The organism is Sphingomonas sp. So64.6b (genome assembly GCF_014171475.1).
Taxonomy (GTDB): Bacteria; Pseudomonadota; Alphaproteobacteria; order Sphingomonadales; family Sphingomonadaceae; genus Sphingomonas; species Sphingomonas alpina_A.
Genome location: NZ_CP048817.1, coordinates 2,602,847 through 2,628,865 on the forward strand (window position 1 = coordinate 2,602,847; position 26,019 = coordinate 2,628,865).

Here is a 26,019-nt window from a genome sequence, read left to right on the forward strand (position 1 = left end):
CGCTCCTACCCCGCCCGGCTTTGGGCCAGAGGAGTGAATGGTGTGAACGAGCTAATCGGTCGAGTATTCAGTTTCGAGAAGCAGGTCTTCCCCAACCAGAGCGCGCTTTACGGCAAGCTCGCCTCGGACGGACAATTCCCCAAGGCACTGATGATTTCCTGTGCGGATTCGCGCGTCGTGCCCGAACAGATCATGCAGGCCGAACCCGGCGACCTGTTCGTATGCCGCAACGCGGGCAATATCGTCCCGCCCTATAGCAATGCGAATGGCGGCGTATCCTCGACCGTCGAATATGCGATCGTCGCACTCGGCGTGCGCGACATTATCGTCTGCGGTCATTCGGACTGCGGCGCGATGAAAGCGCTGGCCGAGCCGGGGCTGCTCGCAGCGATGCCCAATGTCGCCGCCTGGCTACGCCATGGCCATGCCGCGCAGCAAGTCGTCGCCGACGGTTATCCGGAGCTTACCAATGGCGAGCGCGTCCGCGCTGTGTCGCTAGAAAATGTCGTGACCCAACTCGCCCATTTGCGCACCCATCCTTCGGTTGCGTCGGGTATCGCGCGCGGCGAGATCGCGCTGCACGGCTGGTTCGTGGATATTCATGCCGGTCAGGTACTCGGCCTCGATGGAGAGACGGGCCGCTTCGTGACCCTGCGTGAGGATCTTCCGCTGCCGGTCGCGCTGCCGCATCAGCAGCGCTTCGCTTCGGACATCGGCTTTCTGCAGGCAGCCGAATAATGGGAGCGCTTACCTCGAAGATCCTGGCGCGCGATTTCACCGCCTCGATCGTCGTCTTCCTGGTCGCGATGCCGCTGTGCATGGGCATCGCGATCGCATCGGGCGTGCCGCCCGAAAAGGGCCTGATCACCGGTATCATCGGCGGGCTCGTCGTCGGCGCGTTTGCCGGTTCGCCGCTTCAGGTCAGCGGCCCCGCCGCCGGCCTGGCGGTGATCGTATTCGAACTGGTGCGTGAACATGGCATATCCGCGCTCGGCCCGATCCTCGTGCTGGCGGGTGCTTTGCAGGTTGTCTCCGGCATCTTCAAACTTGGCGGCTGGTTCCGCGCGATTTCGCCGGCGGTGGTGCATGGCATGCTCGCCGGCATCGGCGCGCTGATCGTGATCGGCCAGTTCCAGGTGCTGTTCGATGAAAAGCCCATGTCGAGCGGACTGGAGAATCTCGCGCTCATGCCGGTTCGTCTGTTCGGCCTTTCGGCGACTGACATGCAGGCGACCGAAATCGCGTTTATCGTCGGTCTGGTCACGATCGGCGCAATGCTCGCCTGGGAAAAGTTCCGCCCCGCCGCGCTCCGGCTTGTCCCCGGCGCACTGGTCGGCGTTCTTGTGGCCACGCTCACCGCGATCCTGTTTGGCCTCGGCGTCAACCGGGTCGATGTGCCCGCCTCGATCTTCGCTGCGGTCGATGTGCCCGGCGCTGGTTTCTTCTCGATCCTCGGTAGCCCGGCGATCATCGCCACCGCCCTCGCCATCGCCTTCATCGCCAGCGCCGAGACATTGCTGTCGGCGGCGGCGGTCGATCGCATGCATGACGGCGTACGCACCGATTACGACAAGGAATTGCGTGCACAGGGCATCGGCAATCTGCTGTGCGGCTTTGCCGGCGCTCTGCCGATGACCGGGGTGATCGTGCGCAGTTCCGCCAACGTCCAGGCCGGCGCGACGACGCGGCTGTCGACGATCCTGCATGGCGCATGGATCCTGGGTTTTGTCGCGTTGCTCCCCTGGCTGTTGCGCGAGATCCCGATGGCGGCGCTTGGCGGCATCCTGGTCGTCACCGGCTGGCGTCTGGTCAGCCTCAGCCATGTCCGCCATTTGTTCAAATCCTATGGCATACTGCCGGCGTTGATCTGGGCAGCGACCTTCGTGATGGTCGTGGCGACCGATCTGCTTACCGGCGTGCTCGTCGGTTTGGCATTGTCGCTGGTCGAATTGGTACCCCATGGGCGTCGCCTGCGCCTGCGTGTGGACGAAGCGCATGATGACACGACCAGCCGGATCAGCCTCGACGGTGCCGCGACCTTCGTCGCATTGCCAAAGCTGAGCCGCGTGCTCGACGCGCTGCCGCATGATCGTCCGCTGCTCCTGAACCTCGGCAAGCTCGACGCGATCGACCACACCATGGCGGAGATGCTGAGCGACTGGCTGCAGCGGCGGCGCGATCGCGGCATGGCGATCGAACTGGAAGGTGGCTCGGGCGCGCTGCGCGCAAAGCTCGCCTGAGCGGTCGACGGACATGTTTTGTCACGATCGGGATGCATCCGGGAAATAGCCGGTCAGTAGAAAAAAGGTCCCGAAAGCCAAGCCGCACCACCCCATCCTCCCCCAAAGGAGGGGGCGAGATGCAGCAGCTGGCGGGCGCAGGAGGGATATTCACGCCTTTAAGAAGGGGAATATTCCATGATCAATCGTATCCTTGCCGCGGCGGCGCTGACCGTCGCGGCCCCTGCCTTCGCGCAGGAAGAGGCACCACCCAAAGCGGTTACCGTCACCGGTAGCGTCGGCCTTGTCTCCGACTATCGCTTTCGCGGCGTGTCGCAGACCGACAAGGAAATGGCGCTGCAGGGCGGCGCCACCGTCACGCACAAAAGCGGCCTTTATGCCGGCGTATGGGGTTCCAACCTTGCTGGCTGGGGCACTTTCGGCGGCGCCAATATGGAGCTCGACATTTACGGCGGTTACAAACTGCCGGTCGGTGGCGGCACGCTTGATGTCGGGTTGACCTGGTACATGTATCCGGGCGGTTTCTCGAACACCGACTTCGCCGAGCCTTATGTGAAACTGTCCGGCACGGTCGGGCCGGTCACCTTGCTCGCCGGCGTCGCCTATGCGCCCTCACAGGAAGCGCTGGGTCGCTGGTTCTATAGCGGTGCGGACAGCGCGCTCGGCGTACCCAATGCGCCGGGCGACAAGGAAGATAATCTCTATGTCTGGGCCGACGCCAGCGCCGGAATCCCCAAAACGCCAGTGACGCTGAAAGCGCATCTCGGTTATTCGGACGGCAATGCCGGCCTGGGCCCGAACGGCACCAGCCTCGCCCCGACCGGCAAATATTGGGACTGGATGGTCGGCACCGACGTAGTGGTCGGCCCGGTGACGCTGGGCGTTGCTTATGTCGATACCGATATCGGCCGCGCGGAATCCGCCTATCTGCTGCCGAACTTCTCTTCGACCAAGGATGGGTCGCAGATTGCCGGTGCGCAGGTCGTGTTCTCGGCGACTGCCGCATTCTGACTGCAGACGGCGCCGGCCTGCATGGGTCGGCGCCGCTAATCGACCCATGACGACAAGAAATACTTGGCGACCGCGATTTCGACCATAGATGGGATATCGCCACACGGGAGATATCGATGTCGAAACAGCATCCGTTCGAATCCAGGATCATCTGGACCGGCAACCGCGGCGACGGCACGAAGAGCTATCGCGGTTATGACCGCAACTGGGAAATCCGCACACCGGGCAAACCGGTGATCGCTTGTTCTAACGACCCGTTGCTCGGCGGGGACCCGGCCCTGCCCAACCCCGAGGATCTGCTCCTCTCCGCCTTATCGGCATGCCATATGCTCTGGTACCTGCACCTCGCCAGTCAGGCGGGGATCGTCGTCACCAGCTATGAGGACGATCCGATCGGCATCGGGGAATCGAGCCCGAACGGTGCAGGCCGATATGTCAGCGCCACGCTGCGCCCGACCATCCGCGTCAAAGCCGGGGCGGACCTGCAGCGTGCCGATTCCATCCACGAGGAAATCCACGCCTATTGCTTCATCGCGCGATCGGTGAATTTCCCGGTCGCATATGATGCGACCTATCACGAGGATTGATTGCCCTGCGATCAGCCCGCGAAAGGCTAATTTCGGGCGACCATAGTCAGGATCGTTTCGAAGAGTTCCTCTTGCGCATCGCCGGCGCTGATCTCGCCGGTCGCGGCAGCATGTGACAGGGCTTCCGCGGCACCCAGCATCGCCCATAGGCCGGGCGATGCAATGGTGCCGGTCGTCGCAAAAGGTGCGAGGACAGTCCGGCATTTTTCGATGAACACGATCTCATAGTCGCGCTTGATCTTTTCGAGCTCGGGCGAGCCGGCCAGCGCCGCGATCACCCCCGGTATCTCGCGGCCCTGCAAGAGCACGCAATCGACATAGGATGAGGCGATCACCGTCGCACGCCCTGCAAGCGTCGGCTCGCTCTCGCGAAGTGCCGCATCCATCAACGCGGCCTGACGCTCGTCGAAATCCCGATAGAGCGCCACCAGCAGCGCGGACCGTATGCCAAAATGATCATAGACGACCGGTTTCGTGACGCCCGCCCGTTCCGCAAGACGCCCGAGCGTCAGTGCTTCGGTACCTTCGTCGCTGACCAGCTGCCATGCGACATCCAGCAGCTGGCGATACCGGTCGCCCCTGGCCAGGCGGCGACGGGGCTGCGGATCAATACTCTCTTCAACCGGCACAACGCTTGACATGCTTATATACCAAAGGTAACTTACCATAAGTATATAGCCGGTTCGATCAGACCGCAATCGGTCAGCAGGAGTTTACGCCATGCATGCGCTTATCGCCGTCGCGCATCCCGAACCCGGATCGCTGAGCCACAGCATCGCCGAGCAGATCGCGCTGGGCGTGTCCGAGTCCGCCAGCGTCGAAATCGCAGACCTCGCGGCCGAAGGCTTCGACCCACGTTTTACCGCCGCCGACCTGGCCGTCCATCGGCGGCGAGCGCCGCCTCCGGCCGACGTCGCTGCGGAACAGGCACGGATCGATCGCGCCGACGCGCTTGTGCTGGTCTATCCGGTCTATTGGTGGTCGATGCCCGCCCTGCTCAAAGGCTGGATCGATCGCGTGTTCGCCAATGGCTGGGCGTTCGATTTCAGTCCCGATGCCGGGCTGGAGAAGCAGCTTCGCCACTTGCGGGTACATCTTGTCGCGGTCGCCGGCGCCGATGCGTCGACCTATGCGCGGCACGGCTATTTGGGCGCCATGAAGACGCAGATCGACCATGGCATCTTCGATTACTGCGGCGCCCGCGTCCTCACGTCCCAATTGTTGCTCGATTCGGAAACACAGGACCCGGCCTCCCATCTGAGTGCCGCTCGCGCGATCGGCCGCACCCTCGTCGCCGCCCCCTGCCGATGCGACGACAAAGCGGCAGGCTGAGAGGCTGATCCGAAATTAAGTTGGGCAGCATCAACGTGTAGCTTGAGGCTGCGCCTGTCATTAATTCATGGGTTTCGCGAAAAAAAGTGGCCTGATACCACCGGCGCCCCATACCCGAGCCGGGGCTGGCGTTGCATGCGATTTGACCGACGACGAATGGGCGGTTCTGGAGGCGTTCTTCCGCCGCCTTCGCCTGTCGGCCGCCCGCGCAAATGGACGATGCGCCGGATTCGTGATCCAAAACCATCCGCACCGCGCGCTCGCAGACATCGGGCGCATACTTGTTGCCTTGCCTATCATCGCTCCATCGTTTCAGGAGTTGGAGCCTAGACAAGCTCGGCGCGGTTCAGATCATCACTCAACCCGTTCGTACTTGTTGCTAATGCTCCCAGTCACGCCAGCTGATCTGACGGTCAAGGGAGTGACCCGGTCGCCAAGCGAGCACGAGAGCGGTGGACACTGACGCGCGCGTGGAGACGGGGACCGATGTCTTCCGCTGCGTGCTCTATAATGACCTTCGCGCCGGTCTCTCGGACGATTGTTTCGATCCGGTCCATCGATGCGAGGGTATCCGCTCTGCTGACGTTGAACACCGGCAGACGCCGGTGACGCCGGTTCGCGTGGGTGTGAAATAGATCGCCCGAAATGAGCAGCGGACCGCCATGAGCGGGCCGGACGAGAAGTACCTGATGGCCGGGTGTATGTCCGGGAGCGAAGAGGATGCGCACGGATCCATCGCCAAATACGTCGTAATCCCCATCGATCAGGCGGGTTTGCCCCGTCGGCCGCGCCGCGATGAGGCGAGGATCGACGCGCCCTGGTGTCGGCGTGCCGTTGATCCACTGGAGCTCACGGGTATTGACCAGCCAGATGGCTGACTTGAGCCGATTAGCGTTACCCAGATGGTCGGCGTGGCCATGCGAGAAAGCGAAGAAGTCGATGTCGTCATACCTCAGGCCGAGATCGGCTAGCTGAACCTTGAGGGTGTGGCGCACGACCGCACGGTAGTTCGCGCGCTGCACTCCGGCAGGCGCCTCGGCGACTTCGTCGCCAAGCCCGGCCTCCCACAGCAGGTTTCCATTCGGATGACGTATAAGGAAGCAGGACGCCTGCAACACGCCGGGTCGACCGTCATATTCGCCGGTGTCGGAGAAGGGCCCAAGGTCAGTGAAGTGCAACTGTCCGCAATCGAACGTCACAACCTCCACCTGCGGCTTTGTAGGAGTTGAGGTCGGATCCGCTGATACAAGCGCAAGCGCAGCAGACAGCAGTGAGGCAACGATTGACATGGAAGGGAGTCCCGTTCGTGAGGAAAGGAGGTGCGGCGGCCAGCGGCGTGGGGGACTCAAGCCAGCCCTTGCGCTGCGATCAACTCGTGACGTGCCAGGATGTAGCGCTCTTCCTGAGTACGTCCGCCGAACCCATAGCTGTCCGCGTACACCTCTTCGACGTAGACATAGCTCTCGTCGTGCAGGTCGCCGAGGCAATCCGCCATCCGCTTGAACACGGCCGCGACGAAAAGTGCTTTTTCGTCCTTCGTGTTCGTTCCCTGGACCACCTTGATGCTGAGCCAAAAGCTGCTTTTGCCAAGCGTCTCGAGCGACTGCCCTGCGACATACCACGCGTTTGCCGGCACCCGCTCGACCACAACGGCGGTCAGACTAGGGTTTTTCTTCAGCAAGCTTGAGGAAAGCTCGGCGACTTCCGACGCGATAGCTGCCTCAAAATCGCCCGTGTGACGTGGCGTCGCGAATTTCACGGTGATAATCGGCATGATGAGGGCTCCAGATGCTGTGCAGGTCCTACCTAGGTATCTCCGCAGGATCACAGTAGAGGATCGGAGACGTCAGTATGATCACGGATGGTGATAGATGAAGAACCTCGACCTCGCCCAGCTTCGGGCTTTTGCAACGATCGTTGATCTCCGTGGATTCACCGCGGCCGCTGAGGCCCTGGGTACGACCCAGTCGGCGATCAGCATGCGCGTGAATCGTCTTGAGGCTGTTGTGGGGGCACGTCTCCTCGTTCGTACGTCGCGATCGGTGGGCCTGACGGCGGCTGGGCAAGCTCTGTTGCCGCATGCAAGGGGCCTCGTTACGATGAATGATGCCGCCGTTGCTGAACTTGCCGGGCCGCCGCCGCGGATGCGGGTTCGGCTCGCGGTAAGTGAGCACGCGGTGGGGCCGGCGCTTGGCCGGACGATGATGCGCCTTCGTTCGAGGTGGCCTGAACACCAGTTCGATGTGGAGATCGGGCTGTCTGCGGAAGTCCGTACGTCATTCGATAGCGGTGAGGCCGACGCAGCGATTCTACGGCGCGATGCGCAAAGGCGGGATGGGGCCCCACTCTTCATGCAGACGCTGACCTGGCTTGCTGCCGACCCCGCGATCGCCGAGCAACGTCCTGTTCCCCTTGCCGTCGTGCGCGGCCCATGCGCCGTGCGGGCAGCGATGATTGATGCCCTGCAAGCCCGGTCGATTCAGTACCGGATCTGTTTTCAGGCAAATTCATTGGCTGCGGTCATCACAGCGGTTCGCGAAAAGATTGGCGTCAGCGCGGTTGGCCATGCCGAGCAATATCCGGACCTTCAGCCCGTCGCGCTACCCGCGTTGCCCACAGGCGAAGTGGTACTGTACGCGCGCTTGCCAGGCGAATTAAGACGCTCGCTCGAGCAAGTCTTTGGAGAGGCGCTGGAATTATGAAGGCCCGCGCCAGTGACCGTGAGCGCATGTTCGGAATGTGATGCTGTATCTGCGCACACACGATCAATCACCCTCAGCGCTTCGCAACGGCCCGTGCATGCGCGGATACCACAAAGGGCTTCGAGCAGGCCTTCGCCTCGGCCTCGACATGACTCGATCTCGCTTCGATCCGCCTCTTCCACCCGACCTATCGCGTGGCACTCACATCAAACAGGATAATTTCGAACCAGACTCAGAACTCGCGGCGAAGAATTTCACACCGTCACGACGATCTTGCCAAACTGCTCGTTCGATTCCAGGAACCGATGCGCCGCCACGATCTGCTCGAACGGGAAGGTCCGGGCAATCACCGGCTTGAGTGCACCCGATGTCAGGCCGTCAAGCACAAATGCCTTGGCCGCCTCCAACCGCACCGGATCGCCGACAACCTCGTGGATGAGATAACCGCGCAGGGTCAAGCTCTTGGTCAGCACGGCGAACAATGGGAAGGGCGTCGGCTCGGGGCTCAGGGCGCCATATTCGATCAGGATGCCGCCGCGCGACATCGCGGCGGTCAGCGGTTCGAACGCGGGGCCGCCGACCGGATCGAATACGACGCGCACCCCATCCACGCCGGCAATTTCGGTCAGCCGCTCGCCCAGATCTTCTTCCGCCAAAGCCACGACATACGCAGCGCCGGCCTCAAGCAGCGCCTGCTTCTTGGCGGACGTCCGGGTGACCGCGATCGGCGTCGCGCCGACCATGTTGGCGATCTGGATCGCGGCAAGCCCGACGCTGCTGGATGCTGCGGTGATAACGACGAAATCTCCGCGACGCAGCCCGGCGATATCGATCAACGCGCCATAGGCCGTGACATACTGCATCCAGACGGCGGCCGCCGCCTCCCAGCTCAGCGATGATGGATGCTTGACGACAAGGTGCGCTGGGAAAGTCGCCACTTCGCCATATGCAGGCCAGCGGACCATCGACGGCGGCGGCACGACGCTGACGGCATCGCCCAGTGCGAACCCGTCCACGCCTTCGCCGATCGCCGCGACAACGCCCGCGGCCTCGAGCCCAAGACCCGACGGCAATGGCGCCGTCTCGATGTAATTGCCCGTTCGCAGCATCGCCTCGGCGCGGTTGAGGCCAAGGGCCTTGACGCGAATCTGGACCTCGCCCGGTGCGGGCGCTGGGACGTCTACCTGTTCGATACGCAACACGTCGGGACCGCCAAGTTCATGAAAACGTACAACGCGTGCCATTAGCAAACTCCAAATCAAATGAGCTGAATGACCTATGACAATCGCGATAATGCCGATAAATGGCAGATCGAGAACAACAGTAGAAACCACAGGTATTTAATATGGATCGCCTTGCGAGCATGGCCGTGTTCGTCAAAGCCGTCGATCTGGGGTCGTTTGCCGCTGCGGCGACCGCGCTCGATCTGTCCGGACCGATGGTCGGCAAGCATGTCCGATCGCTCGAGGAACGGCTCGGCGTGCGCCTCCTCAACCGGACGACCCGCCGTCAGAGTCTGACGGATTTCGGGCGCGCTTATTATGAGCGCTGCCGTGTGGTGCTCGCCGAAGCCGATGCGGCCGATGCGCTGGCCGCCGACCAATTGTCCGAACCGCGCGGCAGGCTCCGCGTAACCATGCCGGTGTTGTTCGGCCGGCACTGCGTAACACCGATTCTGCTGGATCTGGCGCGGCGCCATCCCACGCTGGAACTCGATCTGACGTTTGGCGACCGTCTCGCCGGCCTGGCGGAGGATGGCTTTGACCTCGCCATCCGCACCGGGACGCTGGAGGACAAGGGCGGACTGATCGCGCGCCGCGTCGCGCGGCAGCGCATGATCGTCTGTGCATCGCCGGCCTATCTCGATCTGCACGGGCGGCCGGCAACGCTTGAAGAAATCGCCGGGCATCACGGCATCATCTACCGGCGATCGGGCCGCATTCCGCCCTGGCTTTTCCCGCGCGATGGCCAGTCCCCGCTCGAAATCATACCGGTCAACCGGCTGCGGCTCGACGATCTCGACGCGATCGCGGATGCAGCGGTCGCGGGGATGGGCCTGGCCTGGCTCCCATCATGGCTGGTTCGTGAGCGGCTTGGAACGGGTGCGCTGATCCGGCTATTTCCGGATCAGCCGGAATTCCTCTATGACAGCCACGCGCTGTGGCTGCCGACGCCGCATCTGCCGCTCAGAGTACGCCTCGCCATCGATGCGCTGGCGGCTTCATTGCCCCGGTTCATGGCTTAGGTTGAAGGGGGCGGCAGGCGCCCCCAACCCCAATTTCGCCTGACGCTCAAGCGGCGACGGGAATGTTCTGCGCATAGGCCGCCAGTTGACTATTCAGTGCCCTCTGGAATGCCGGCCGTGCTTCACATCGCCTGAGATAGGCATCGACCACCGGAAATTCGGCGACGATATCGGTATGCCGAATGAGCCTGAGCACGGTCGCCATCAGCACGTCGGCCGCGCTAAACCGGTCGAGCAGATAGTCGCGCCCGTCGAGCCAGCCGGCCAGCACGGTCAACCGCGTTTTCACCGCATCCACGGCACCGGGGCGGCGCAGCTTGACCCATGGTTCGTGATTCTGCTGCAAGTCCATCACCGACAGGTTCTGGATCGGCGGTTCGACCGTGTTGAGCGCGGCGAACATCCAGGCGAGTGTGTCGGCACGGCCGGCCGGATCAGGCGGCATCAGCGCCTCCGACTCCATTGCGATCTGGTGCACGATGGCGCCGGATTCGAACAGCTGCCGACCATCCGCCTCGAACGCAGGCACCAGTCCGAAGGGCTGTTGCCGACGATATTCGGGTGAATCCTTTTGCCCCAACTCGATCGACTGAGCCTCATAGCGGAGCCCGGCCTCTTCCAGCGCCCAGCGCACGCGAAGATCGCGAACAAGGCCCTGGGCAAAGAGCGGGACCCAGCGGAATCCTGTGACGGTGATCTTATCCATTGGTATTTTCCACTTCGGCAACGTCGTTCTCGCCCGTGATGGCGTCGATTTGTTGGAGAACCTTCGGCCAGCCTTCGCTCATGTGCTTGAATGCGAAATCATTGTTCGGCGTGACGAAACCCGAATGCACCAGGCGAAGGCGGGTGCCGCCATCGACCCGGGTCAGCGTCCAGCTGACCATGGTCTCAAGACGAGAACCATAGCCTTGATTGTCGTCATGTCCGCCACACCACGAATGGGTCAGCCGCTGGTTCGGTATCGCGTCCAGCACCTCGCACCGGATGACTCCATCCCATGCCCCGGCCGGGGTTGTCTGGAAGGTGAAATGATTGCCATTCACCGGCTCGAAGCCGGTCGGCCGCATCAACCAGCGGCTCATCAGTTCGGCCGTGGTCAAGGTTTTCCACATTGTTTCGGGGGTGTGGGGAAACACCTCGTCGACGATGATTTCCTGGCTGTCGGCCATGATCGCTGTGTCACTCATGGGTCAATCTCCTTCAAAAGGTTTCTGAGATCGGCGAACCGGTCGCGCCAGAACACCGCGTAATGATCCATCCATTCCACCAGCGGCGCGAGCCCTTCGGGATTGGCACGATAATAGACGTTCCGGCCCTGGGGCCGCTCGGCAACCAGCCCCGCCCGCCGCAGCGACTTGAGGTGCTGGGAAATGGCGCCCTGCGTCACCCCGCTCCCGCGCGTCAGTTCGACCACGGTGATCTCGTCCGATCTGGCGATCCGTTCGAACACAGCGCGCCGGGTGGGGTCGGCGAGCGTGCGCATCACGGCGTCGATGGTTGCAATTTCAGTCATGCGAATCGATTAGCCATCTCTAATTGATTAGTCAATGCTAATGTATAGAATTTGGATAACCTGACGATTCAGGGTCGCCAATTGGAGATGAGTCTGAACCAGGGTGCCGAATGAAAGGCGCTCATCAATAGATACATTGCGGCCATGCCACTGAGCGGCGAGTCGCCACGGACCGCCGCGCAGAGCATGTCCGCTGGACCGCTGCCCAGAACGGCGATGGACAGCGCCATGGCGGCAAAAGTCGGGGCCGCCGCCAGGGATAACCAGTCTGCCGCGCCGAGTGCGGTTGTATCGCTGCGTTCACGGCGATTGGCTTCGCTCACGATTTTTCTCCGGCAATGATGCGCGCTGGTTGATGTCGATAAGCTGAGTTAGACCCCCGGCAGCGAGAAGCGGGAGTGACAAGTGTGTCGGGATTGCAATGGACTCGCTGATCACCGCGGCCGCCCAAGCACTCGCGGCAGGCGATCCGCTCGGCGCGTTGAAGCGAGTCGCGTTGCGCGACGATGCGCCCGCGCTCGCGCTTCGCGGTACGGCGATGGCGCAGCTCGGCGAGCTCGTCCGGGCAAAGGCGCTCTTGCGGCAAGCCGCGCGCGCCTTCGGCCCGAAAGAACCGGTGGCCCGCGCGCGATGCATCGTCGCCGAGACGGAGATCGCGCTCGCCTCTCGCGATTTGGGCTGGTCCGCCAGGACGCTCGATGCGGCGCGGGCGACGCTCGAAGGGCATGGCGACCGGACAAACGCCGCACATGCGCGGTATATCGAGATCCGGCGCCTGCTCCTGATCGGTCGCCTCGACGCGGCCGAACGGATGCTCTCCGAACTCAACCCAGCGCCCTTCCCACCTGCGCTGAATGCGGCCCATCAGCTGATCCTTGCCGGAATCGCGCTGCGCCGCCTTCGCACACAGGATGCCCGCACCGCGCTTGTCCGGGCGGATCGCGCTGCGCGTGCCGCCGGCATCCCCGCACTGATGGCGGAGGTCGAAAGCGCGTTTCTTTTGCTCGACACACCTGCAGCGCGCCTGATCGCGCATGGTCAACAACGGCCCCTCCTGCTTGAGGAGGTCGAAGCCTTGAAGATGTCCTCGGCGCTCGTGATCGACGCCTGCAGGAACACGGTACGCGACCCCGACGCCATGGTCTCGCTCGCCCGGCGTCCGGTCCTGTTCGCGCTCGCACGCGCGTTGGGCGAGGCCTGGCCGGGGGACATGTCGCGGGACATGCTTGTCGCCCGCGCATTCGGAGCGAAGACTGCCGATGAATCGCATCGCGCGCGGTTGCGGGTCGAGATCGGGCGGCTCCGTGCGACGTTGCGGACAATGGCCCGGGTGACTGCCACAAAGCGTGGATTCGTGCTGGTGCCGCGCGGCGCACACGACGTCGTCGTGCTGGCGCGCCCCGTCGAGGAAAAGCATGCCGCGGTGCTCGCCTTCCTTGCCGATGGGGAAGCATGGTCGAGCTCAGCACTCGCCCTTGCGCTCGACGCCAGCCAGCGCACGGTGCAACGGGCGCTCGACTCACTGGCGCTGGACGGCAAGGTCCAGTCGTTCGGTCAAGGGCGCGCGCGCCGCTGGACGACGCCGCCCATGCCCGGATTCACGACGACCTTGTTACTCCCCGCGCCGCTCTCGGGCGCTTAGGAGGGAAGCATGAAAAGATCAGCAGCAGAAATCATCCGCGAATATGGCCCCTTTCCGGGGGTCGATGCCGTGCACGGCGTTACCTTTGACGGCCACTATATCTGGCTGGCATCCGGGGAAAAGCTCACCGCCGTCGATCCGGCCAATGGAGAGCCGGCCCGCTCGATCGATATCGCCGCGCATGCCGGCACGGCATTCGATGGCGAGCATCTGTTCCAGATCGCCGAGGACCGTATCCACAAGATCGACCCGAAAACCGGCGATGTGCTCGCCTCGATTCCAGCACCCGGCGACGGCGGCGATTCCGGCCTTGCCTGGGCCGAAGGCACGCTCTGGGTGGGGCAGTTTCGGGACCGAAAGATTCATCAGGTCGATCCAGAAACGGGCGAAATTCTGCGCACCATCGAATCCAACCGCTTCGTGACCGGCGTCACCTGGGTCGATGGCAAGCTCTGGCACGCCACATGGGAAAACGACGAGAGCGAGTTGCGGCAGATCGACCCGACCACGGGAGAAGTTCTGGAGCGGCTCGATATGCCCTCCGGTATTGGCGTGTCAGGTCTGGAGTCGGACGGCGGTCGCCGGTTCTTCTGTGGGGGCGGCGAGACCGGTAAGCTCAGGGCGGTCCGCCATCCTGGCTGAATTGCCACGACGCCCAATATGGTCAGCTCCAGGACAAAACGGATGCCACGAAGAGGAGAAGAGCGCCGACCATAAATATGCCTTGGCCTTTTTCGACGATCTTTGAATGTTATCTTTCGCATGACCCCCGCCACGATGAGGGCAGTCAGTCCTTGTCGGCGATCCGGTGCCGGTTCCACATAGAAGGATCACACACGGTGGATCAAAGTACCGACATCGCATGCGCTTGTGGATTGACCCGCCTTGAGGTGTCAGGACCGCCAATCCTGGTCACCGAATGCGTGTGCGACAGTTGCAGAACGGCCGCGGTTCGTCTTGCGACGTTGCCCGGCGCGAAGACCATGCTTACGTCTTACGGGGCAACCGCTTGCGCCGAGTATCGCAAGGACCGCGTACGGATTGCCTCTGGAGGAGAGCGGCTGGCAGAATTTCGCCTCTCGGCCGATGCGCGGATCGCGCCGCATGGTGGCCGTCTGCTGTAACACGCCGATCTTCCTGGAACTAAAAGGCGCGCATTGGTTGAGCGTCTATCTACACCTATGGCCCGACGCAGTGCGGCCAAAGCCCGATGTACGGACAATGGTCCACGACCATCCCGATCCGTCGGCGTTGCCCACCGACATCCCGAATTTACAGCGCCAGTCGATGTCGTTCTACGCGAAACTGCTATGGGCGTGGATCGCCATGGGCTTTCGCAATCCGACGATTGCTATCGCAAAGAGCGTCGAGGCCTAACGAGCATCTAAATCGGCCCCTGACATCGAGAGATCCACCTCACGCGGCAATCATGCGGCAATATCCGCGGGCGGTCTGCGGAAGTTGACATCCGCCTCAGGCACCGGCAATACTTCACTACATGGTGAAGTATCAGGCAGCCCAGATCGACCGTACCTTCTCCGCGCTCGCCGATCCGACGCGGCGAGAAGTGCTGATGCGATTGAAGGACGAACCGGGGCTTTCGGTCAGCGAGCTCGCCCGGCCGCTGTCGCTGAAATTGCCAGGGATGATGAAGCATCTCGACGTCCTGTCCGACGCCGGGCTGATCACCCGGACCAAGACCGGCCGGACTGTGGCGGTAACCCTGTCGGTGGGACCGATGCAGGAAGCAATGGCGTGGCTCCAACGCTATGAGCGCTTTTGGACGGCGAGCATCGACCGGCTTGTCGCTTTTGTCGAAGAGGATGATGCGTGATGAGTCGCAGCCTTCCCAGCGTGACCATCGTTCGCAAGATCAAGGCTTCGCCCGGCAAGGTGTGGGCGGCGATCACCCGGCCCGAACAGATGCTGCAATGGTGGGGCCCTGATGCCGGGCCGACGCTCAAGGCCGAGGCCGATGTGCGCCCCGGCGGCCGGTTCAGCATCATATTCGGGCTGCTGAACGGCGACGAGCACAACCCCACCGGCGTGTATCGGGAAGTGCTTCCAGAGCAGAAGCTGGTCTTTACTTGGGAATGGGCCGGCATGCCCGAACGGGAATCGCTGGTGACGTTCCTGCTGAGGCCGCTCGACAGTGGCACCGAGCTGACCCTGATCCATGAGCATCTGCCCGACGAAGAAGCGCGAGAGAGCCATGAGCAAGGCTGGAACGGCCTGCTCGACAAACTGCCGATTTTTCTTGGAGAGAAAGAATGAGCGACCTGACCCTCACCACCTATGACTGGGTTCCCGAAGCGCCGCGTGGCTTTGTACGCGACATCAGGCTGCGCTGGGCGCTGGAGGAAGCCGGGCTGCCTTATCGCGTCGAGAGCGTACCATTCGCCGACCGCAACGCCGAGCATTTCGCCCACCAACCCTTCGGCCAGGTGCCATGGCTGACCGATGGCGACATCTCGATCTTCGAGAGCGGCGCGGGGCTGCTGCATATCGCCCGAAAAAGCGAAAAACTCATGCCGCGCGATCCTGCCGGAGAAGCCCATACGCTGCAATGGACGATCGCCGCGCTCAACTCGGTCGAGATGGTTTCAGTCCCCTGGTGGTACCTGGAAGTGACCGGCGCCAAGGACAACCAGCTGACCGGCTGGTTGGAAGGCCGCCTCGACCACATGGAGGGCATCCTGAAGGATCGGGAATGGCTGGTTGCCGACCGCTTCACTGTCGCGGACCTGCTGATGGCCGATGTTCTTCGCGTGGCAAAGGTTCGTTCGTTCGGAAATCGAACGGCGACGGAATCCTATGTGACGCGGATCACGGAGCGTCCGTCATTCAAGAAGGCCCATGCCGACCAGATGGCGCATTTTGCCAAGGGGGAGCCGCCCGCCGTCGCTACTTAGAGACTGTCGAGATGCAATAACCCCCTGCCCTTTCGGGACAAGGGGGCAACTACGACTATGGCGACGTCGTCACTCCCACTCGATCGTGCCGGGCGGCTTCGACGTATAGTCGTAGGTGACGCGGTTGATGCCCTTCACCTCATTGACGATCCGCGTCGCCACGCGGGGCAGGAAATCGCCGGGGAATTGATAGGCTGCGGCGGTCATGCCGTCGGTCGACGTCACGGCGCGCAACGCCAGGACGAAGTCATATGTCCGCCCGTCGCCCATCACACCGACCGTGCGCACCGGCAGCAGCACCGCAAAGGCCTGCCAGATCGCATCATACAGCCCGGCATTGCGAATCTCCTCAAGGTAGATCGCGTCGGCCTTGCGCAATATGTCGCAACGCTCGCGCGTCACCTCGCCGGGAATGCGGATCGCGAGGCCCGGCCCGGGGAAAGGATGCCGCCCGACAAACGCGTCGGTCAGGCCAAGCTCGCGGCCAAGCACACGGACCTCGTCCTTGAACAGCTCGCGCAGCGGCTCGACCAGTTGCATGTTCATGCGTTCGGGCAGGCCGCCGACATTGTGGTGGCTCTTGATCGTTACCGACGGGCCGCCGGTGAAGCTGACGCTCTCGATCACGTCCGGGTACAGCGTACCCTGGGCGAGGAACGCCGCGCCGCCGATCTTCTTCGCCTCCGCCTCGAACACGTCGATAAAGGTCGCGCCGATGAACTTGCGCTTGGCTTCGGGATCGGTGACGCCGGCCAGGCCATTCATGAACAGCGCCTCGGCGTTCACATGGACCAGCGGAATATTATAGTGATTGCGGAACAGGCCGACGACCTGATCGGCCTCTCCCGCGCGGAGCAGGCCATGGTCGACGAATACGCACGTCAGCTGATCACCGATCGCTTCATGGATCAACACTGCGGCGACCGATGAATCGACTCCGCCGGACAGTCCGCAGATCACCCGGCCGGTACCGACCTGCTTGCGGATTTCCTCGATCTTGGCGGCGCGGAAGCCCGCCATCGTCCAGTCGCCATTCAAGCCGCAGACATGACGCACGAAATTGCAGATCAGCTTGGCGCCATCGGGGGTGTGCACCACCTCTGGGTGGAACTGCATCGCATAAAAGCGCCGATCGTCATCGGCGATCACCGCAAAGGGCGCACCGGGGCTTGCCGCGACCGGACGGAAACCGGGGGCGAGCGCGGTCACCTTGTCGCCGTGGCTCATCCAGACCTGATGGCTTTCACCCTCCGCCCACAGACCATCGAACAACGAACAGCGATCGCTCACCTCGATCACCGCATGGCCGAACTCGCCGCTGTCGCCCAGGGTGACGATGCCGCCCAGCTGTGCCATCAATACTTGCTGGCCGTAACAGATGCCAAGGATCGGCAGGCCGCTGTCGAGTATCACTTGCGGCACGCGTGGGCTGTCCGCGTCGAGCACTGAAGCCGGGCTGCCCGACAGGATGATGCCCTTGGGCTGCATCCGCTCGAAAGCCGCTTCGGCGGACTGGAACGGCGCGATCTCGCTATAGACCCCCGCTTCGCGCACACGGCGGGCGATGAGCTGGGTCACCTGGCTGCCGAAATCGACGATGAGGATCGAGTCGGGCGAAATGGAGTCGAGGGCCTGTGTCATGGCGAGCCGATAGCAGATGGGCCGGCGGAGTGAACCCCCTCTCCCCACCGGCCGGCCGGCTATCGGGTCAGTTTATGATGATGAGCGCATCGTCAAGGACGACATCCGCCACGCCCTGCGCATCGGCCCGGCAGCGAAAACCATATTCTTCGCGACTGAGATGGCGATAACTGCTGCGCAAGATCAGCGTACCGCGGATATCCCATCCTCTGCCGGATCGCCTGACCGTATCGACCTTATGAATCTCCGCGACACGCGCAAACCGACGACCTTCGGCTTTCGCTTCCGCCACGCATGCGGTGATCGCATTGTCCTTGCCCCGGCCGACACCAGTTTTGGACGGCGCGTCTCCCGACAGGCCCTCCTCTTCCTCATTGATCGGCTCACGGTGTGACGGCCGTTCGTGCCCACGCCGCGTCTGCGCTGACGCCGCACCGATCGCCATCGCCGCCAGCCCCAGCGTCATGCCGATTTTGCTGAAATTGCGCATTGCCCGCTCCTTATGCCGCAAGCCATCACTGCACCGGCTTGACCGTCAACCCGGTCCATTTCGCGGCGAAGGCCCAATTGTCGGCCGCCTCTTCGATCACCTTGTCGGTCGGTTTGCCGCTGCCATGCCCGGCGCGCGTTTCGATACGCGCAAGGTGCGGCCGGTCGCCGATATCGGCCGCTTGCAGCGCGGCGGTGTATTTGAAGCTGTGCCCCGGCACCACGCGGTCGTCGGTGTCCGCGGTCGCGACCAGGACCGCCGGGTAAGGCTTGCCGCTCCTGATGTTGTGGTAGGGCGAATAGGCATAGAGCGTCTTGAAATCGGCCTCTTTCGACGGATAGCCATAATCATCGACCCAATACCGCCCCGCCGTCCAGCGATCGAATCGCAGCATGTCCATCACGCCGACCGCCGGCAGCGCCGCCGCGAACAGATCGGGCCGCTGATTGGTCACCGCACCAACAAGCAGGCCGCCGTTCGAGCCGCCCTGGATCGCCAGTCCGTCCTTCGACGTGATGCCTTGCGCCTTCAGATATTCGCCCGCCGCGATGAAATCGTCGAACACATTCTGTTTGTTAGCGAGGCGCCCGCCATCGTGCCATTCCTTGCCATACTCGCCGCCGCCACGGATGTTCGCCACCGCGAGCACGCCGCCCTGCTCCATCCAGGCAAGCCGCGTCGCTGAGAAGGATGGGTCGATCGACACGTTGAACCCGCCATAAGCGTACAGCAATGTCGGCGCGGGCCCCGTCACGTCCTTGCGCCTGACGACGAACATCGGGATCCTGGTGCCGTCCTTCGACGCATAGAAGCGTTGCGACACATCGTAGAGCGATGGGTCGAACGCCACCTTGGGTGCCGCCCAAGGCGTCGATTTCCCCGTCTTCACATCATAGCGATAGACCGTCGCTGGGGTCGCGAAGCTGGTGAACGAATAAAATGTTTCGGGGTCGTCGGCGTCACCGCCGAAACCGCCGGCCGCGCCGATTCCGGGCAACGGCACCACGCCGTCGGATTTGCCGTCGAGCGTGTAACGTCGGATTTCGGTCTTCACGTCGACGAGATAGGACGCGATCAGCTTGCCGCCGAGGATCGCGGCACCTTCGAGCACGGCCTTATCTTGGGGCACGACTTCATGGACCGGCGGCACGGCCGAGCGCGCGGCCAGATTGGTCGAGACGATGCGCATGCGCGGCGCATCCTTGTTGGTCACCCAGAAGAAGTTGAAACCCTGATTGCCGGCGAACGACCATTCATTCTCCAACCCCTTGAAGATCGTACGCGGCGCAGGCTTCGGCGCGGTCAGGTCGACGACGGTAATCTCGTAGCGATTGTCGGTACCTTCGGTCGTCGTGACAATCAACCATTTGCCGTCGTCCGTCACCTGCGCCTGGTGGTTGCGCTTGGGCGTCTCGGGCGTCGCATAGATCAGCGTGTCTGCGGTCTGCGCCGTGCCGAGCTTATGGAAATAGACCGCCTGATCCTCGTTCAGCGCCTGGAATTTCTGGTCGCCGGTCGCTGCGGGAAAGCGCGAATAATAGAAACCCGATCCATCTTTGGCCCAGGCGAGGTTGGAGAATTTGACCCATTCGACCGCATCGGCCGCAATAGTGCCGGTGGCGACGTCAAGTATCTTTACCGTGCGCCAGTCCGTGCCGCCGTCCTGGATCGAATAGAGGATTTTGCTGCCATCTTCGGAAGGCACCCATTCGCCGAGTGCGGTCGCGCCATCCTTCGACCATGTATTGGGGTCGATCAGCACGCGGCCTTCGCCGTTCAAACTGTCGCGGACGTAAAGTACCGCCTGGTTCTGCAGGCCGCTGTTGCGGCTGTAGAAATAATGGCCGCCCTTTTTCTGCGGCACGCCGAAGCGCTCATAATCGAGCAGCTGCTTGATCCGCGCCTTGAAGACGTCGCGGCCAGGCAATGTCGCGAGATAGGCGTTGGTGACCTTGTTCTCCGCCGCGACCCACGCCGCCACATCCTTGTCGGTGCGGACGTCGTTTTCCAGCCAGCGATAGGGATCGGCAACCTTGACCCCGAACTGTTCGTCGACCTGATCGACCCGGCGCGTCTCGGGGTAGCTGGGGGCGGCAGTCATGGTCGGGCTCTCCGCAGCGGCGGTCGCAAGGGGCACCAGCGTCGTCACGAGGCCAGTGGAAAGGGTCAGGACGATCAGCGGCAAAGCGCGCATGCAAGACTCCGAAAAACGAAAAAGGAGCCGCACCCTATCAGGCGCAACTCCTTTCTCAAATATCGGAGCAGGGCGCGCTCAGGCGGCCTGATCGTAATCCTCGTCGGTCATCACCGGACCCGAATCCTGGCCCTTGGCGCTGACGTCGCGATCGACGAATTCGATGATCGCGATGGGCGCTGCGTCCGACGCGCGAATGCCGGCCTTGATGATGCGGGTATAACCGCCGTTACGATCGGCGTAGCGCGACGCCAGAACGTCGAACAGCTTCTGCAGCTGCGCATCGTCGAGCAGGCGCGCATGTGCGAGGCGACGGTTGGACAGGCCACCCTTCTTCGCCAGCGTGATCAGTTTCTCGACATAGGGGCGAAGCTCCTTGGCTTTCGCGACCGTGGTCGTGATCTGCTCGTGCTTGATCAGCGCTGCCGACATGTTGCGGAACAGCGCGATGCGGTGGGCCGAAGTCCGCGAAAGTTTACGACCGCCAACACCATGACGCATGATTTCATCCTTCGTTCGTTAAGGGGCCGTTTCGTGCACCCATCAAAGTACTACTTTGATGGGACCCTGCCGGAACCCCAGACCAGGTGGAGACGGTAAGCCCACCCCAATTGCCGTCATCCCTGCACAAGCGGGGACCTCTATGAGAAGCGTCCGGCCCGAACCCGAGGGATCCGGGCCGAAGCCGCTTAACCCATAATTTCCTGTTCGAGCTTCTTGGCCATCTCTTCGATATTTTCAGGCGGCCAGCCGGGAATTTCCATACCCAGGCGGAGACCCATCGAGGAGAGAACTTCCTTGATCTCGTTGAGCGACTTGCGGCCGAAATTCGGCGTGCGCAGCATCTCCGCTTCGGTCTTCTGAACCAGATCGCCGATATAGATGATGTTGTCGTTCTTCAGGCAGTTGGCCGAACGCACCGACAGTTCGAGCTCGTCGACCTTCTTCAGCAGGTAACGGTTGATCTGCTGCGTGTCGCCTGCGGCATCGCCGGCTGCGGCGGGAGCCGCATGACCGATCGGCGCCGAATGAGTCATCGCCGAATCATCGAAGTGGACGAACAGCGCGAGCTGGTCCTGCAGAATGCGGCCGGCATAGGCCACCGCGTCCTCAGGGGTCACCGTACCGTCGGTCTCGATCGTCAGCGTCAGCTTGTCGTAATCGAGCTCCTGCCCAACGCGGGTGTTCTCGACCTTGTAGCTGACCTGCTTCACCGGCGAGTAGAGCGCGTCGACCGGGATCAGGCCGATCGGCGCATCCGCCGGACGGTTGGCGACCGCCGCGACATAGCCCTTACCGACATCTGCGGTCAGTTCCATGTTGAGCGTCGCGCCTTCGTCGAGATGGCAGATCAGCAAATCGGGGTTGAGCACTTCGATGTCGCCCGACACCGCAATGTCGCCGGCCTTCACGTCGGCCGGGCCGGTCGCGGAGAGCTGGAGACGCTTCGGGCCTTCACCCTGCATGCGAAGCGCGATCTGCTTCACGTTCAGGACGATGTCGGTCACGTCCTCACGGACACCCGCCAGCGACGAGAATTCGTGAAGGACATTCTCGATCTTGATCGAGGTCACCGCCGCGCCCTGCAGCGAGGACAGCAAAACGCGCCGCAGCGCGTTACCGAGCGTCAGGCCGAAACCACGCTCGAGCGGCTCAGCGACGAACGTCGCCTTGCGCTTCGAATCACCACCGGCCTTTTTCTCGAGACCGTTGGGCTTCTTGAGTTCCTGCCAATTTTTCGCATTGACGGACATGGGCTTCCCCTTGGTTTTGGACCGAAGCGGGGGAGCTTCGGCCATGAGAGAATCGGCCGCGCGGCGCGATCAACCGCGCGCGGTCGAGACGAAAATCAGACGCGGCGGCGCTTGGAAGGCCGGACGCCATTGTGCGGGATCGAGGTCACGTCGCGGATCGAAGTGATCTGGAAACCAACCGCCTGCAGCGCGCGAAGCGCTGACTCACGGCCCGAACCCGGACCCTTGACTTCCACTTCGAGCGTACGGACGCCGTGCTCGGCGGCCTTTTTGCCGGCATCTTCCGCTGCAACCTGCGCCGCATACGGAGTCGACTTGCGTGAGCCCTTGAAGCCCATCATGCCGGCCGACGACCACGAAATCGCGTTGCCCTGGGCATCCGTGATCGTGATCATGGTATTGTTGAAGCTCGCATTCACATGGGCGACGCCCGAAGTGATGTTCTTGCGCTCACGCCGCTTAATGCGCTGAGGTTCGCGTGCCATAGTCTCTTCCTAACCCTAAAGCTGACGCCGGTGGGGTTCCTTGCGGAACCCGGCTTCCGGCGGAGTAAATCACCCCCCGGATGATTTACTTCTTCTTGCCGGCGATCGGCTTGGCCTTGCCCTTACGGGTGCGCGCATTGGTATGCGTGCGCTGACCACGGACCGGGAGGCCCTTGCGATGGCGAAGACCGCGATAGCAGGCCAGATCCATCAGGCGCTTGATGTTCATCGCGACTTCACGACGGAGATCACCCTCGACGGTGTGATCGGCGTCGATCGTTTCGCGAATCTGCAGCACTTCCTGATCGGTCAGATCCTGGACGCGACGCTCGGAAGCGATGCCCAGCTTTGCGACGATTGCCTTGGCCTTGGTGTTGCCAATGCCGTGGATATAGGTGAGCGCGATAACAACGCGCTTGTTGGTCGGGATGTTGACCCCGGCGATACGAGCCATGAACTAAATTCTCCTGCTCCACAGGGCGACATGGCAGTCACCCCATCTCATAGCGTTAACATTCCGAAACGCACGATAGCGGCGAGCGCAGACAAGCGCCGCCGGGACCCGGTGGTTCGGAATAATCGCCAGATAAGCGCGCGCAAACGCAGAGTCAACCAGCCGGTTCCCGCTTGGCGCGGATCGACCCCATTTTTTGAGCGCGACCGCGGCCCAGGCGATCTCGACCAGACTGAATAGCCAGGCCCCTTGCGGAATCGGCGCTGGTTGATGCTCAACGCGTATCATTGATTGCATCGACGTTTCAGCAAAAATGCTCATGGCGCACTGCGCCATACAAAGTCGGCATTTTCAGCTTAAGTATCTGATATATAATCTATTATATACTCGACTCGCCGGTAGTGAGCGGAAAAAGATATGCACCATAGGGTGTTGCATATCTCCTGCAGGCCTGTCCCATAGGTCTGCCGGTCGTCAGCCCGCCCACTGGCACGATTCAACCATCATACAAGTTCCGGCATATCGCTCATTCCGGACATTTGCCGGTGCGCTCTTTCTTATCGCTGGAAACTGGATGACCGAGGCTGGTCCAGCAACGGTCTCAGGCCGGCAGCACGATTGTCGCGATCAGGCCCGGCGCATTGTCGCCAAGCTCCAGCCGCCCGCCATGCAGCCGCGCGACCGCCTCGACCAGGGTCATGCCAAGGCCGGCGCCGGGCGTGGTGCGGGCGGTGTCGAGCCGCCCGAACCGGCGCAGCGCCTGGGCGCGATCGGCGGCGGCGATCCCGGGGCCGCGATCCTCGACCTGCAGTCGTACCTCATGCGCGTCGCCCGCCAGGCGAAGCGTAAGCGATCCGCCGTTCGCGCCATGGCGCAGCGCATTGTCGACCAGATTGGTGATCGCTTGTGACATCAACTCGCGGTGCAGCGGCAGGCCGGGCGGCCTGGCGTCGATCGCGACGACGAAGCGCAGCCCCGCATCCTCCACCACCGGCGCGTAGAGATCGGCGATCTCCTCGACCAGCGCGGCCGGATCGACCAGCGTGAAACGATCGCGCGAGATCGATTCGGACCGGCTGATCTCGATCAGCGTGGTCAGCATGCGCATCACCAGATCGGTCTCGACGATCAGCCCGCCAAGCGCGGCCTCGCGCTGCGCCGGATCGTCCATCAACAACGCGCCCTCGGTCTTGCTGCGCAATCGGGCGAGCGGCGAGCGCAGATCATGCGCTAGGCTGTCGGTGACGATGCGCAATTCGCCCATCAGCCGCCCGACCTTGTCGAGCATCGCGTTCAATCGGATGGCGAGCCGGTCGAACGCGTCGCCGCTGCCCGACAGCGTCACGACGCGGCGCGACAGGTCGCCATCCGCGACCCCCTCGATCACGCTGGCGATGCCGTTCAGACGCCGCCCGACATAACGTGCGATCACCAGCCCGCCGCCAATGCCCAACGCGAGCGACAGCAGCACGGCAAGCGCCAGCGCGGATTCGAGGTCGCGCTGCTCACGTTCCCAATCGTCGAGCAATCGTCCGCTGACCAGCCGGTTGGGACCGATCGCGCGCACCGCATATCCCGCATCCCGATCCGACCAGGGCGGCGCGGTTCCCGCCCGGCCGATCCTGAAAATCGTTGCATCGCCCTTGATCGTCACGCGATCCGGCCCCGTCCCGCCGATCCGTCGGCCCGACGCATCGATCACGGCGAGGATCAGTGAATCGTCACCCGGCGCGCGCGCATCCTCGATCGCCTCGTCGAGCGCCTTCATCCCGCCGTTTCGCCACACCGCGACCAATGCGTCGGATTGTTCGATCGTGTCGCGGCGCAGCGTGCCGACCGCATCGTCGTGAATTTGCTGCCAGACGAAACCGACCAGAGCGAGATTGGACACCAGCGCCAGCGCGATCGCCAGCAGCGCGATACGCGCGGTGACCGAGGGCCCCCTCACCCGTCGGCCGAGAGCCGGTATCCGGCGCCGCGCACCGTATGCAGGATCGGTGCGGCAAAACCCTCTTCGAGCTTACGCCGAAGCCGGCCGATATGGACATCGACAACATTCGATCCCGGATCGAAATGATAGTTCCAGATCTTTTCCAGCATCATCGTGCGGGTTACGACTTGCCCGGCATGGCGCGCAAGATATTCGAGCAGGTTGAACTCCCGCGCGCCGAGCAGGATCGGCCGGCCCTGCCGCGACACGCTACGCGCGAGCAGGTCGATCTCGAGATCGCCGACATTGAGCTTCACGACCTGCTGGTCGGACACGACCCGGTCGGTACGCCGCAATAGCGCCTCGATCCGCGCATGGAGCTCGGCGAAGGAATATGGTTTGACCAGATAATCGTCAGCACCGGCATGCAGCCCGTCGATCCGGTCATCGACAGTGGCAAGCGCGGACAGGATCAACGCCGGCGTGGCGATCCCCGCGGCGCGGATCGCGGAGAGCATAGCCAGGCCATCCAGGCCGGGCATCATGCGGTCGGCGACGATGACGTCGAAAATGCCCTCGCTGGCAAGGAACAGCCCATCGCGGCCATCATGACAGATCTCGACCGAATAACCGGCCTCGGCCAATCCCTTGGCGAGATAGCTCGCGGTCGCGTGATCGTCTTCGACGACAAGAATCTTGCGGGTCATTGGATCTGAATCATGGGCAAGCGTCCGATGGCTGGCTGACTTGGCTTGTACGAACGAACTGGGCCGACGGAAAGCCTCGCCTTCCGTCGGCCCCCGGCACCACCGGGAACATGGTGCCGGATCGAGGTATCGCCTTGCTCATGGCCGTTCAGGGGAGGACGGCAGCACCACAGCGAC

The 26,019-nt window shown here is 62.8% G+C and carries 30 protein-coding genes; 13 read left to right on the forward strand and 17 right to left on the reverse strand.

The window, feature by feature from the left end:
* Positions 1–42 precede the first annotated feature (42 nt).
* The 4 genes from G4G27_RS12355 (at position 43) to G4G27_RS12370 (ending at position 3,838) form a co-directional block, all read left to right on the forward strand.
* Positions 43–738, forward strand: a complete 696-nt coding sequence (locus G4G27_RS12355; RefSeq protein ID WP_183108943.1) for a carbonic anhydrase — start codon at positions 43–45, stop codon at positions 736–738.
* A complete protein-coding gene (locus tag G4G27_RS12360; protein WP_183108944.1) occupies positions 738–2,240 on the forward strand; it encodes a SulP family inorganic anion transporter in 1,503 nt (500 codons plus the stop codon). Before G4G27_RS12355 ends, G4G27_RS12360 begins: the two co-directional genes overlap by 1 nt.
* 177 nt (positions 2,241–2,417) lie before the next feature.
* Positions 2,418–3,251 carry a TorF family putative porin gene (locus G4G27_RS12365; RefSeq protein WP_183108945.1) on the forward strand — a complete coding sequence of 278 codons (834 nt, stop codon included), beginning with the start codon at positions 2,418–2,420 and terminating at the stop codon, positions 3,249–3,251.
* Between the two features lie 116 nt (positions 3,252–3,367).
* The gene (locus tag G4G27_RS12370) at positions 3,368–3,838 is read left to right on the forward strand and encodes an OsmC family protein (RefSeq protein WP_183108946.1); all 471 of its coding nucleotides are present in this window, start codon (positions 3,368–3,370) and stop codon (positions 3,836–3,838) included.
* 26 nt (positions 3,839–3,864) lie between these two features.
* Here the strand turns inward: G4G27_RS12370 and G4G27_RS12375 are convergent, their stop codons facing one another.
* Positions 3,865–4,479: a TetR/AcrR family transcriptional regulator gene (locus G4G27_RS12375; protein WP_183108947.1), complete on the reverse strand. Its 615-nt coding sequence runs from the start codon at positions 4,477–4,479 to the stop codon at positions 3,865–3,867.
* 79 nt (positions 4,480–4,558) lie between these two features.
* On the opposite strand from G4G27_RS12375, the gene G4G27_RS12380 reads away from it, so the two are divergent.
* Positions 4,559–5,170, forward strand: coding sequence for an NAD(P)H-dependent oxidoreductase (locus tag G4G27_RS12380; protein WP_183108948.1), 612 nt, complete (start codon positions 4,559–4,561; stop codon positions 5,168–5,170).
* 413 nt (positions 5,171–5,583) lie between these two features.
* Here the strand turns inward: G4G27_RS12380 and G4G27_RS12390 are convergent, their stop codons facing one another.
* Together G4G27_RS12390 and G4G27_RS12395 are read right to left on the reverse strand one after the other, a co-directional pair.
* Entirely contained in the window at positions 5,584–6,459 is an 876-nt protein-coding gene (locus G4G27_RS12390; protein WP_183108949.1) for an N-acyl homoserine lactonase family protein, read from the reverse strand.
* A 56-nt stretch (positions 6,460–6,515) separates the two neighbouring features.
* A complete protein-coding gene (locus G4G27_RS12395) occupies positions 6,516–6,944 on the reverse strand; it encodes a 4-oxalocrotonate tautomerase family protein (RefSeq protein ID WP_183108950.1) in 429 nt (142 codons plus the stop codon).
* 97 nt (positions 6,945–7,041) lie between these two features.
* Between G4G27_RS12395 and G4G27_RS12400 the strand changes: the two genes are divergently transcribed.
* The gene (locus G4G27_RS12400; RefSeq protein WP_183108951.1) at positions 7,042–7,872 is read left to right on the forward strand and encodes a LysR family transcriptional regulator; all 831 of its coding nucleotides are present in this window, start codon (positions 7,042–7,044) and stop codon (positions 7,870–7,872) included.
* A 254-nt stretch (positions 7,873–8,126) separates the two neighbouring features.
* On the opposite strand, the gene G4G27_RS12405 is transcribed toward G4G27_RS12400, so the two are convergent.
* On the reverse strand, positions 8,127–9,116 hold the full coding sequence (locus G4G27_RS12405) for a zinc-dependent alcohol dehydrogenase family protein (protein WP_183108952.1): 990 nt from the start codon (positions 9,114–9,116) through the stop codon (positions 8,127–8,129).
* A 101-nt stretch (positions 9,117–9,217) separates the two neighbouring features.
* Here G4G27_RS12405 and G4G27_RS12410 point away from each other — a divergent pair, with 101 nt between their 5' ends.
* Positions 9,218–10,117 (forward strand): LysR family transcriptional regulator, encoded by a 900-nt coding sequence (locus G4G27_RS12410; RefSeq protein WP_183108953.1) that lies wholly within the window; start codon positions 9,218–9,220, stop codon positions 10,115–10,117.
* A 46-nt stretch (positions 10,118–10,163) separates the two neighbouring features.
* Here G4G27_RS12410 and G4G27_RS12415 read toward each other — a convergent pair whose 3' ends face one another.
* The 4 genes from G4G27_RS12415 to G4G27_RS12430 form a co-directional block, all read right to left on the reverse strand.
* A complete protein-coding gene (locus G4G27_RS12415) occupies positions 10,164–10,823 on the reverse strand; it encodes a glutathione S-transferase family protein (protein ID WP_183108954.1) in 660 nt (219 codons plus the stop codon).
* Positions 10,816–11,307, reverse strand: coding sequence for an SRPBCC domain-containing protein (locus tag G4G27_RS12420; RefSeq protein ID WP_183108955.1), 492 nt, complete (start codon positions 11,305–11,307; stop codon positions 10,816–10,818). The genes G4G27_RS12415 and G4G27_RS12420 overlap by 8 nt, the downstream gene beginning before the upstream one ends.
* Positions 11,304–11,633: a metalloregulator ArsR/SmtB family transcription factor gene (locus G4G27_RS12425; RefSeq protein ID WP_183108956.1), complete on the reverse strand. Its 330-nt coding sequence runs from the start codon at positions 11,631–11,633 to the stop codon at positions 11,304–11,306. Before G4G27_RS12425 ends, G4G27_RS12420 begins: the two co-directional genes overlap by 4 nt.
* A 68-nt stretch (positions 11,634–11,701) precedes the next feature.
* Positions 11,702–11,956: a hypothetical protein gene (locus G4G27_RS12430; RefSeq protein ID WP_202049567.1), complete on the reverse strand. Its 255-nt coding sequence runs from the start codon at positions 11,954–11,956 to the stop codon at positions 11,702–11,704.
* A 98-nt stretch (positions 11,957–12,054) separates the two neighbouring features.
* On the opposite strand from G4G27_RS12430, the gene G4G27_RS12435 reads away from it, so the two are divergent.
* From G4G27_RS12435 to G4G27_RS12460, 6 genes are all read left to right on the forward strand, one after another.
* Entirely contained in the window at positions 12,055–13,275 is a 1,221-nt protein-coding gene (locus G4G27_RS12435) for a helix-turn-helix domain-containing protein (RefSeq protein WP_183108957.1), read from the forward strand.
* Positions 13,276–13,284: 9 nt separating this feature from the next.
* A complete protein-coding gene (locus tag G4G27_RS12440; RefSeq protein ID WP_183108958.1) occupies positions 13,285–13,917 on the forward strand; it encodes a PQQ-binding-like beta-propeller repeat protein in 633 nt (210 codons plus the stop codon).
* Between the two features lie 399 nt (positions 13,918–14,316).
* Positions 14,317–14,652, forward strand: a complete 336-nt coding sequence (locus G4G27_RS24000) for a hypothetical protein (RefSeq protein ID WP_202049568.1) — start codon at positions 14,317–14,319, stop codon at positions 14,650–14,652.
* 121 nt (positions 14,653–14,773) lie between these two features.
* Positions 14,774–15,109: a metalloregulator ArsR/SmtB family transcription factor gene (locus G4G27_RS12450; protein ID WP_183108959.1), complete on the forward strand. Its 336-nt coding sequence runs from the start codon at positions 14,774–14,776 to the stop codon at positions 15,107–15,109.
* A 20-nt stretch (positions 15,110–15,129) separates the two neighbouring features.
* Entirely contained in the window at positions 15,130–15,549 is a 420-nt protein-coding gene (locus tag G4G27_RS12455; protein WP_202049569.1) for an SRPBCC domain-containing protein, read from the forward strand.
* Positions 15,546–16,187, forward strand: a complete 642-nt coding sequence (locus G4G27_RS12460; RefSeq protein ID WP_183108961.1) for a glutathione S-transferase family protein — start codon at positions 15,546–15,548, stop codon at positions 16,185–16,187. Before G4G27_RS12455 ends, G4G27_RS12460 begins: the two co-directional genes overlap by 4 nt.
* A gap of 69 nt (positions 16,188–16,256) precedes the next feature.
* Here G4G27_RS12460 and guaA read toward each other — a convergent pair whose 3' ends face one another.
* The 9 genes from guaA to G4G27_RS12505 all read right to left on the reverse strand — a co-directional run bounded on the left by guaA (position 16,257) and on the right by G4G27_RS12505 (position 25,842).
* Complete coding sequence (gene guaA, locus G4G27_RS12465) at positions 16,257–17,828, reverse strand: glutamine-hydrolyzing GMP synthase (RefSeq protein ID WP_183108962.1); 1,572 nt, start codon at positions 17,826–17,828, stop codon at positions 16,257–16,259.
* Between the two features lie 67 nt (positions 17,829–17,895).
* A complete protein-coding gene (locus G4G27_RS12470) occupies positions 17,896–18,318 on the reverse strand; it encodes a hypothetical protein (protein WP_183108963.1) in 423 nt (140 codons plus the stop codon).
* A gap of 25 nt (positions 18,319–18,343) precedes the next feature.
* Positions 18,344–20,419, reverse strand: coding sequence for a prolyl oligopeptidase family serine peptidase (locus G4G27_RS12475; protein WP_244624711.1), 2,076 nt, complete (start codon positions 20,417–20,419; stop codon positions 18,344–18,346).
* Positions 20,420–20,590: 171 nt separating this feature from the next.
* Complete coding sequence (gene rplQ, locus G4G27_RS12480; protein ID WP_183108965.1) at positions 20,591–21,013, reverse strand: 50S ribosomal protein L17; 423 nt, start codon at positions 21,011–21,013, stop codon at positions 20,591–20,593.
* A gap of 188 nt (positions 21,014–21,201) precedes the next feature.
* Entirely contained in the window at positions 21,202–22,266 is a 1,065-nt protein-coding gene (locus G4G27_RS12485; RefSeq protein WP_183108966.1) for a DNA-directed RNA polymerase subunit alpha, read from the reverse strand.
* Positions 22,267–22,361: 95 nt separating this feature from the next.
* Positions 22,362–22,751, reverse strand: coding sequence for a 30S ribosomal protein S11 (gene rpsK / locus G4G27_RS12490; RefSeq protein WP_034161671.1), 390 nt, complete (start codon positions 22,749–22,751; stop codon positions 22,362–22,364).
* An 85-nt stretch (positions 22,752–22,836) separates the two neighbouring features.
* Positions 22,837–23,205 carry a 30S ribosomal protein S13 gene (gene rpsM / locus G4G27_RS12495; RefSeq protein WP_183108967.1) on the reverse strand — a complete coding sequence of 123 codons (369 nt, stop codon included), beginning with the start codon at positions 23,203–23,205 and terminating at the stop codon, positions 22,837–22,839.
* A gap of 601 nt (positions 23,206–23,806) precedes the next feature.
* Positions 23,807–25,153 carry a HAMP domain-containing sensor histidine kinase gene (locus G4G27_RS12500; protein WP_183108968.1) on the reverse strand — a complete coding sequence of 449 codons (1,347 nt, stop codon included), beginning with the start codon at positions 25,151–25,153 and terminating at the stop codon, positions 23,807–23,809.
* Complete coding sequence (locus G4G27_RS12505) at positions 25,150–25,842, reverse strand: response regulator transcription factor (RefSeq protein ID WP_183108969.1); 693 nt, start codon at positions 25,840–25,842, stop codon at positions 25,150–25,152. The genes G4G27_RS12500 and G4G27_RS12505 overlap by 4 nt, the downstream gene beginning before the upstream one ends.
* Between the last annotated feature and the right edge of the window lie 177 nt (positions 25,843–26,019).

Excerpts from the sequence above, each read along its gene's own strand:
- G4G27_RS12450 (WP_183108959.1), top strand. The coding sequence starts at position 14,774 with ATGGTGAAGTATCAGGCAGCCCAGATCGACCGTACCTTCTCCGCGCTC.
- G4G27_RS12380 (WP_183108948.1), top strand. The coding sequence starts at position 4,559 with ATGCATGCGCTTATCGCCGTCGCGCATCCCGAACCCGGATCGCTGAGC.
- G4G27_RS12405 (WP_183108952.1), bottom strand. The coding sequence starts at position 9,116 with ATGGCACGCGTTGTACGTTTTCATGAACTTGGCGGTCCCGACGTGTTG.
- G4G27_RS12375 (WP_183108947.1), bottom strand. The coding sequence starts at position 4,479 with ATGTCAAGCGTTGTGCCGGTTGAAGAGAGTATTGATCCGCAGCCCCGT.
- rpsK (WP_034161671.1), bottom strand. The coding sequence starts at position 22,751 with ATGGCACGCGAACCTCAGCGCATTAAGCGGCGTGAGCGCAAGAACATC.
- G4G27_RS12360 (WP_183108944.1), top strand. The coding sequence starts at position 738 with ATGGGAGCGCTTACCTCGAAGATCCTGGCGCGCGATTTCACCGCCTCG.
- G4G27_RS12435 (WP_183108957.1), top strand. The coding sequence starts at position 12,055 with ATGGACTCGCTGATCACCGCGGCCGCCCAAGCACTCGCGGCAGGCGAT.
- G4G27_RS12505 (WP_183108969.1), bottom strand. The coding sequence starts at position 25,842 with ATGACCCGCAAGATTCTTGTCGTCGAAGACGATCACGCGACCGCGAGC.
- G4G27_RS12470 (WP_183108963.1), bottom strand. The coding sequence starts at position 18,318 with ATGCGCAATTTCAGCAAAATCGGCATGACGCTGGGGCTGGCGGCGATG.
- G4G27_RS12415 (WP_183108954.1), bottom strand. The coding sequence starts at position 10,823 with ATGGATAAGATCACCGTCACAGGATTCCGCTGGGTCCCGCTCTTTGCC.
- G4G27_RS12420 (WP_183108955.1), bottom strand. The coding sequence starts at position 11,307 with ATGAGTGACACAGCGATCATGGCCGACAGCCAGGAAATCATCGTCGAC.
- G4G27_RS12425 (WP_183108956.1), bottom strand. The coding sequence starts at position 11,633 with ATGACTGAAATTGCAACCATCGACGCCGTGATGCGCACGCTCGCCGAC.
- G4G27_RS12390 (WP_183108949.1), bottom strand. The coding sequence starts at position 6,459 with ATGTCAATCGTTGCCTCACTGCTGTCTGCTGCGCTTGCGCTTGTATCA.
- G4G27_RS12440 (WP_183108958.1), top strand. The coding sequence starts at position 13,285 with ATGAAAAGATCAGCAGCAGAAATCATCCGCGAATATGGCCCCTTTCCG.
- rplQ (WP_183108965.1), bottom strand. The coding sequence starts at position 21,013 with ATGCGTCATGGTGTTGGCGGTCGTAAACTTTCGCGGACTTCGGCCCAC.
- guaA (WP_183108962.1), bottom strand. The coding sequence starts at position 17,828 with ATGACACAGGCCCTCGACTCCATTTCGCCCGACTCGATCCTCATCGTC.
- G4G27_RS12475 (WP_244624711.1), bottom strand. The coding sequence starts at position 20,419 with ATGACTGCCGCCCCCAGCTACCCCGAGACGCGCCGGGTCGATCAGGTC.
- G4G27_RS12485 (WP_183108966.1), bottom strand. The coding sequence starts at position 22,266 with ATGTCCGTCAATGCGAAAAATTGGCAGGAACTCAAGAAGCCCAACGGT.
- G4G27_RS12365 (WP_183108945.1), top strand. The coding sequence starts at position 2,418 with ATGATCAATCGTATCCTTGCCGCGGCGGCGCTGACCGTCGCGGCCCCT.
- G4G27_RS12395 (WP_183108950.1), bottom strand. The coding sequence starts at position 6,944 with ATGCCGATTATCACCGTGAAATTCGCGACGCCACGTCACACGGGCGAT.
- G4G27_RS12370 (WP_183108946.1), top strand. The coding sequence starts at position 3,368 with ATGTCGAAACAGCATCCGTTCGAATCCAGGATCATCTGGACCGGCAAC.
- G4G27_RS12460 (WP_183108961.1), top strand. The coding sequence starts at position 15,546 with ATGAGCGACCTGACCCTCACCACCTATGACTGGGTTCCCGAAGCGCCG.
- G4G27_RS12410 (WP_183108953.1), top strand. The coding sequence starts at position 9,218 with ATGGATCGCCTTGCGAGCATGGCCGTGTTCGTCAAAGCCGTCGATCTG.
- rpsM (WP_183108967.1), bottom strand. The coding sequence starts at position 23,205 with ATGGCTCGTATCGCCGGGGTCAACATCCCGACCAACAAGCGCGTTGTT.
- G4G27_RS12400 (WP_183108951.1), top strand. The coding sequence starts at position 7,042 with ATGAAGAACCTCGACCTCGCCCAGCTTCGGGCTTTTGCAACGATCGTT.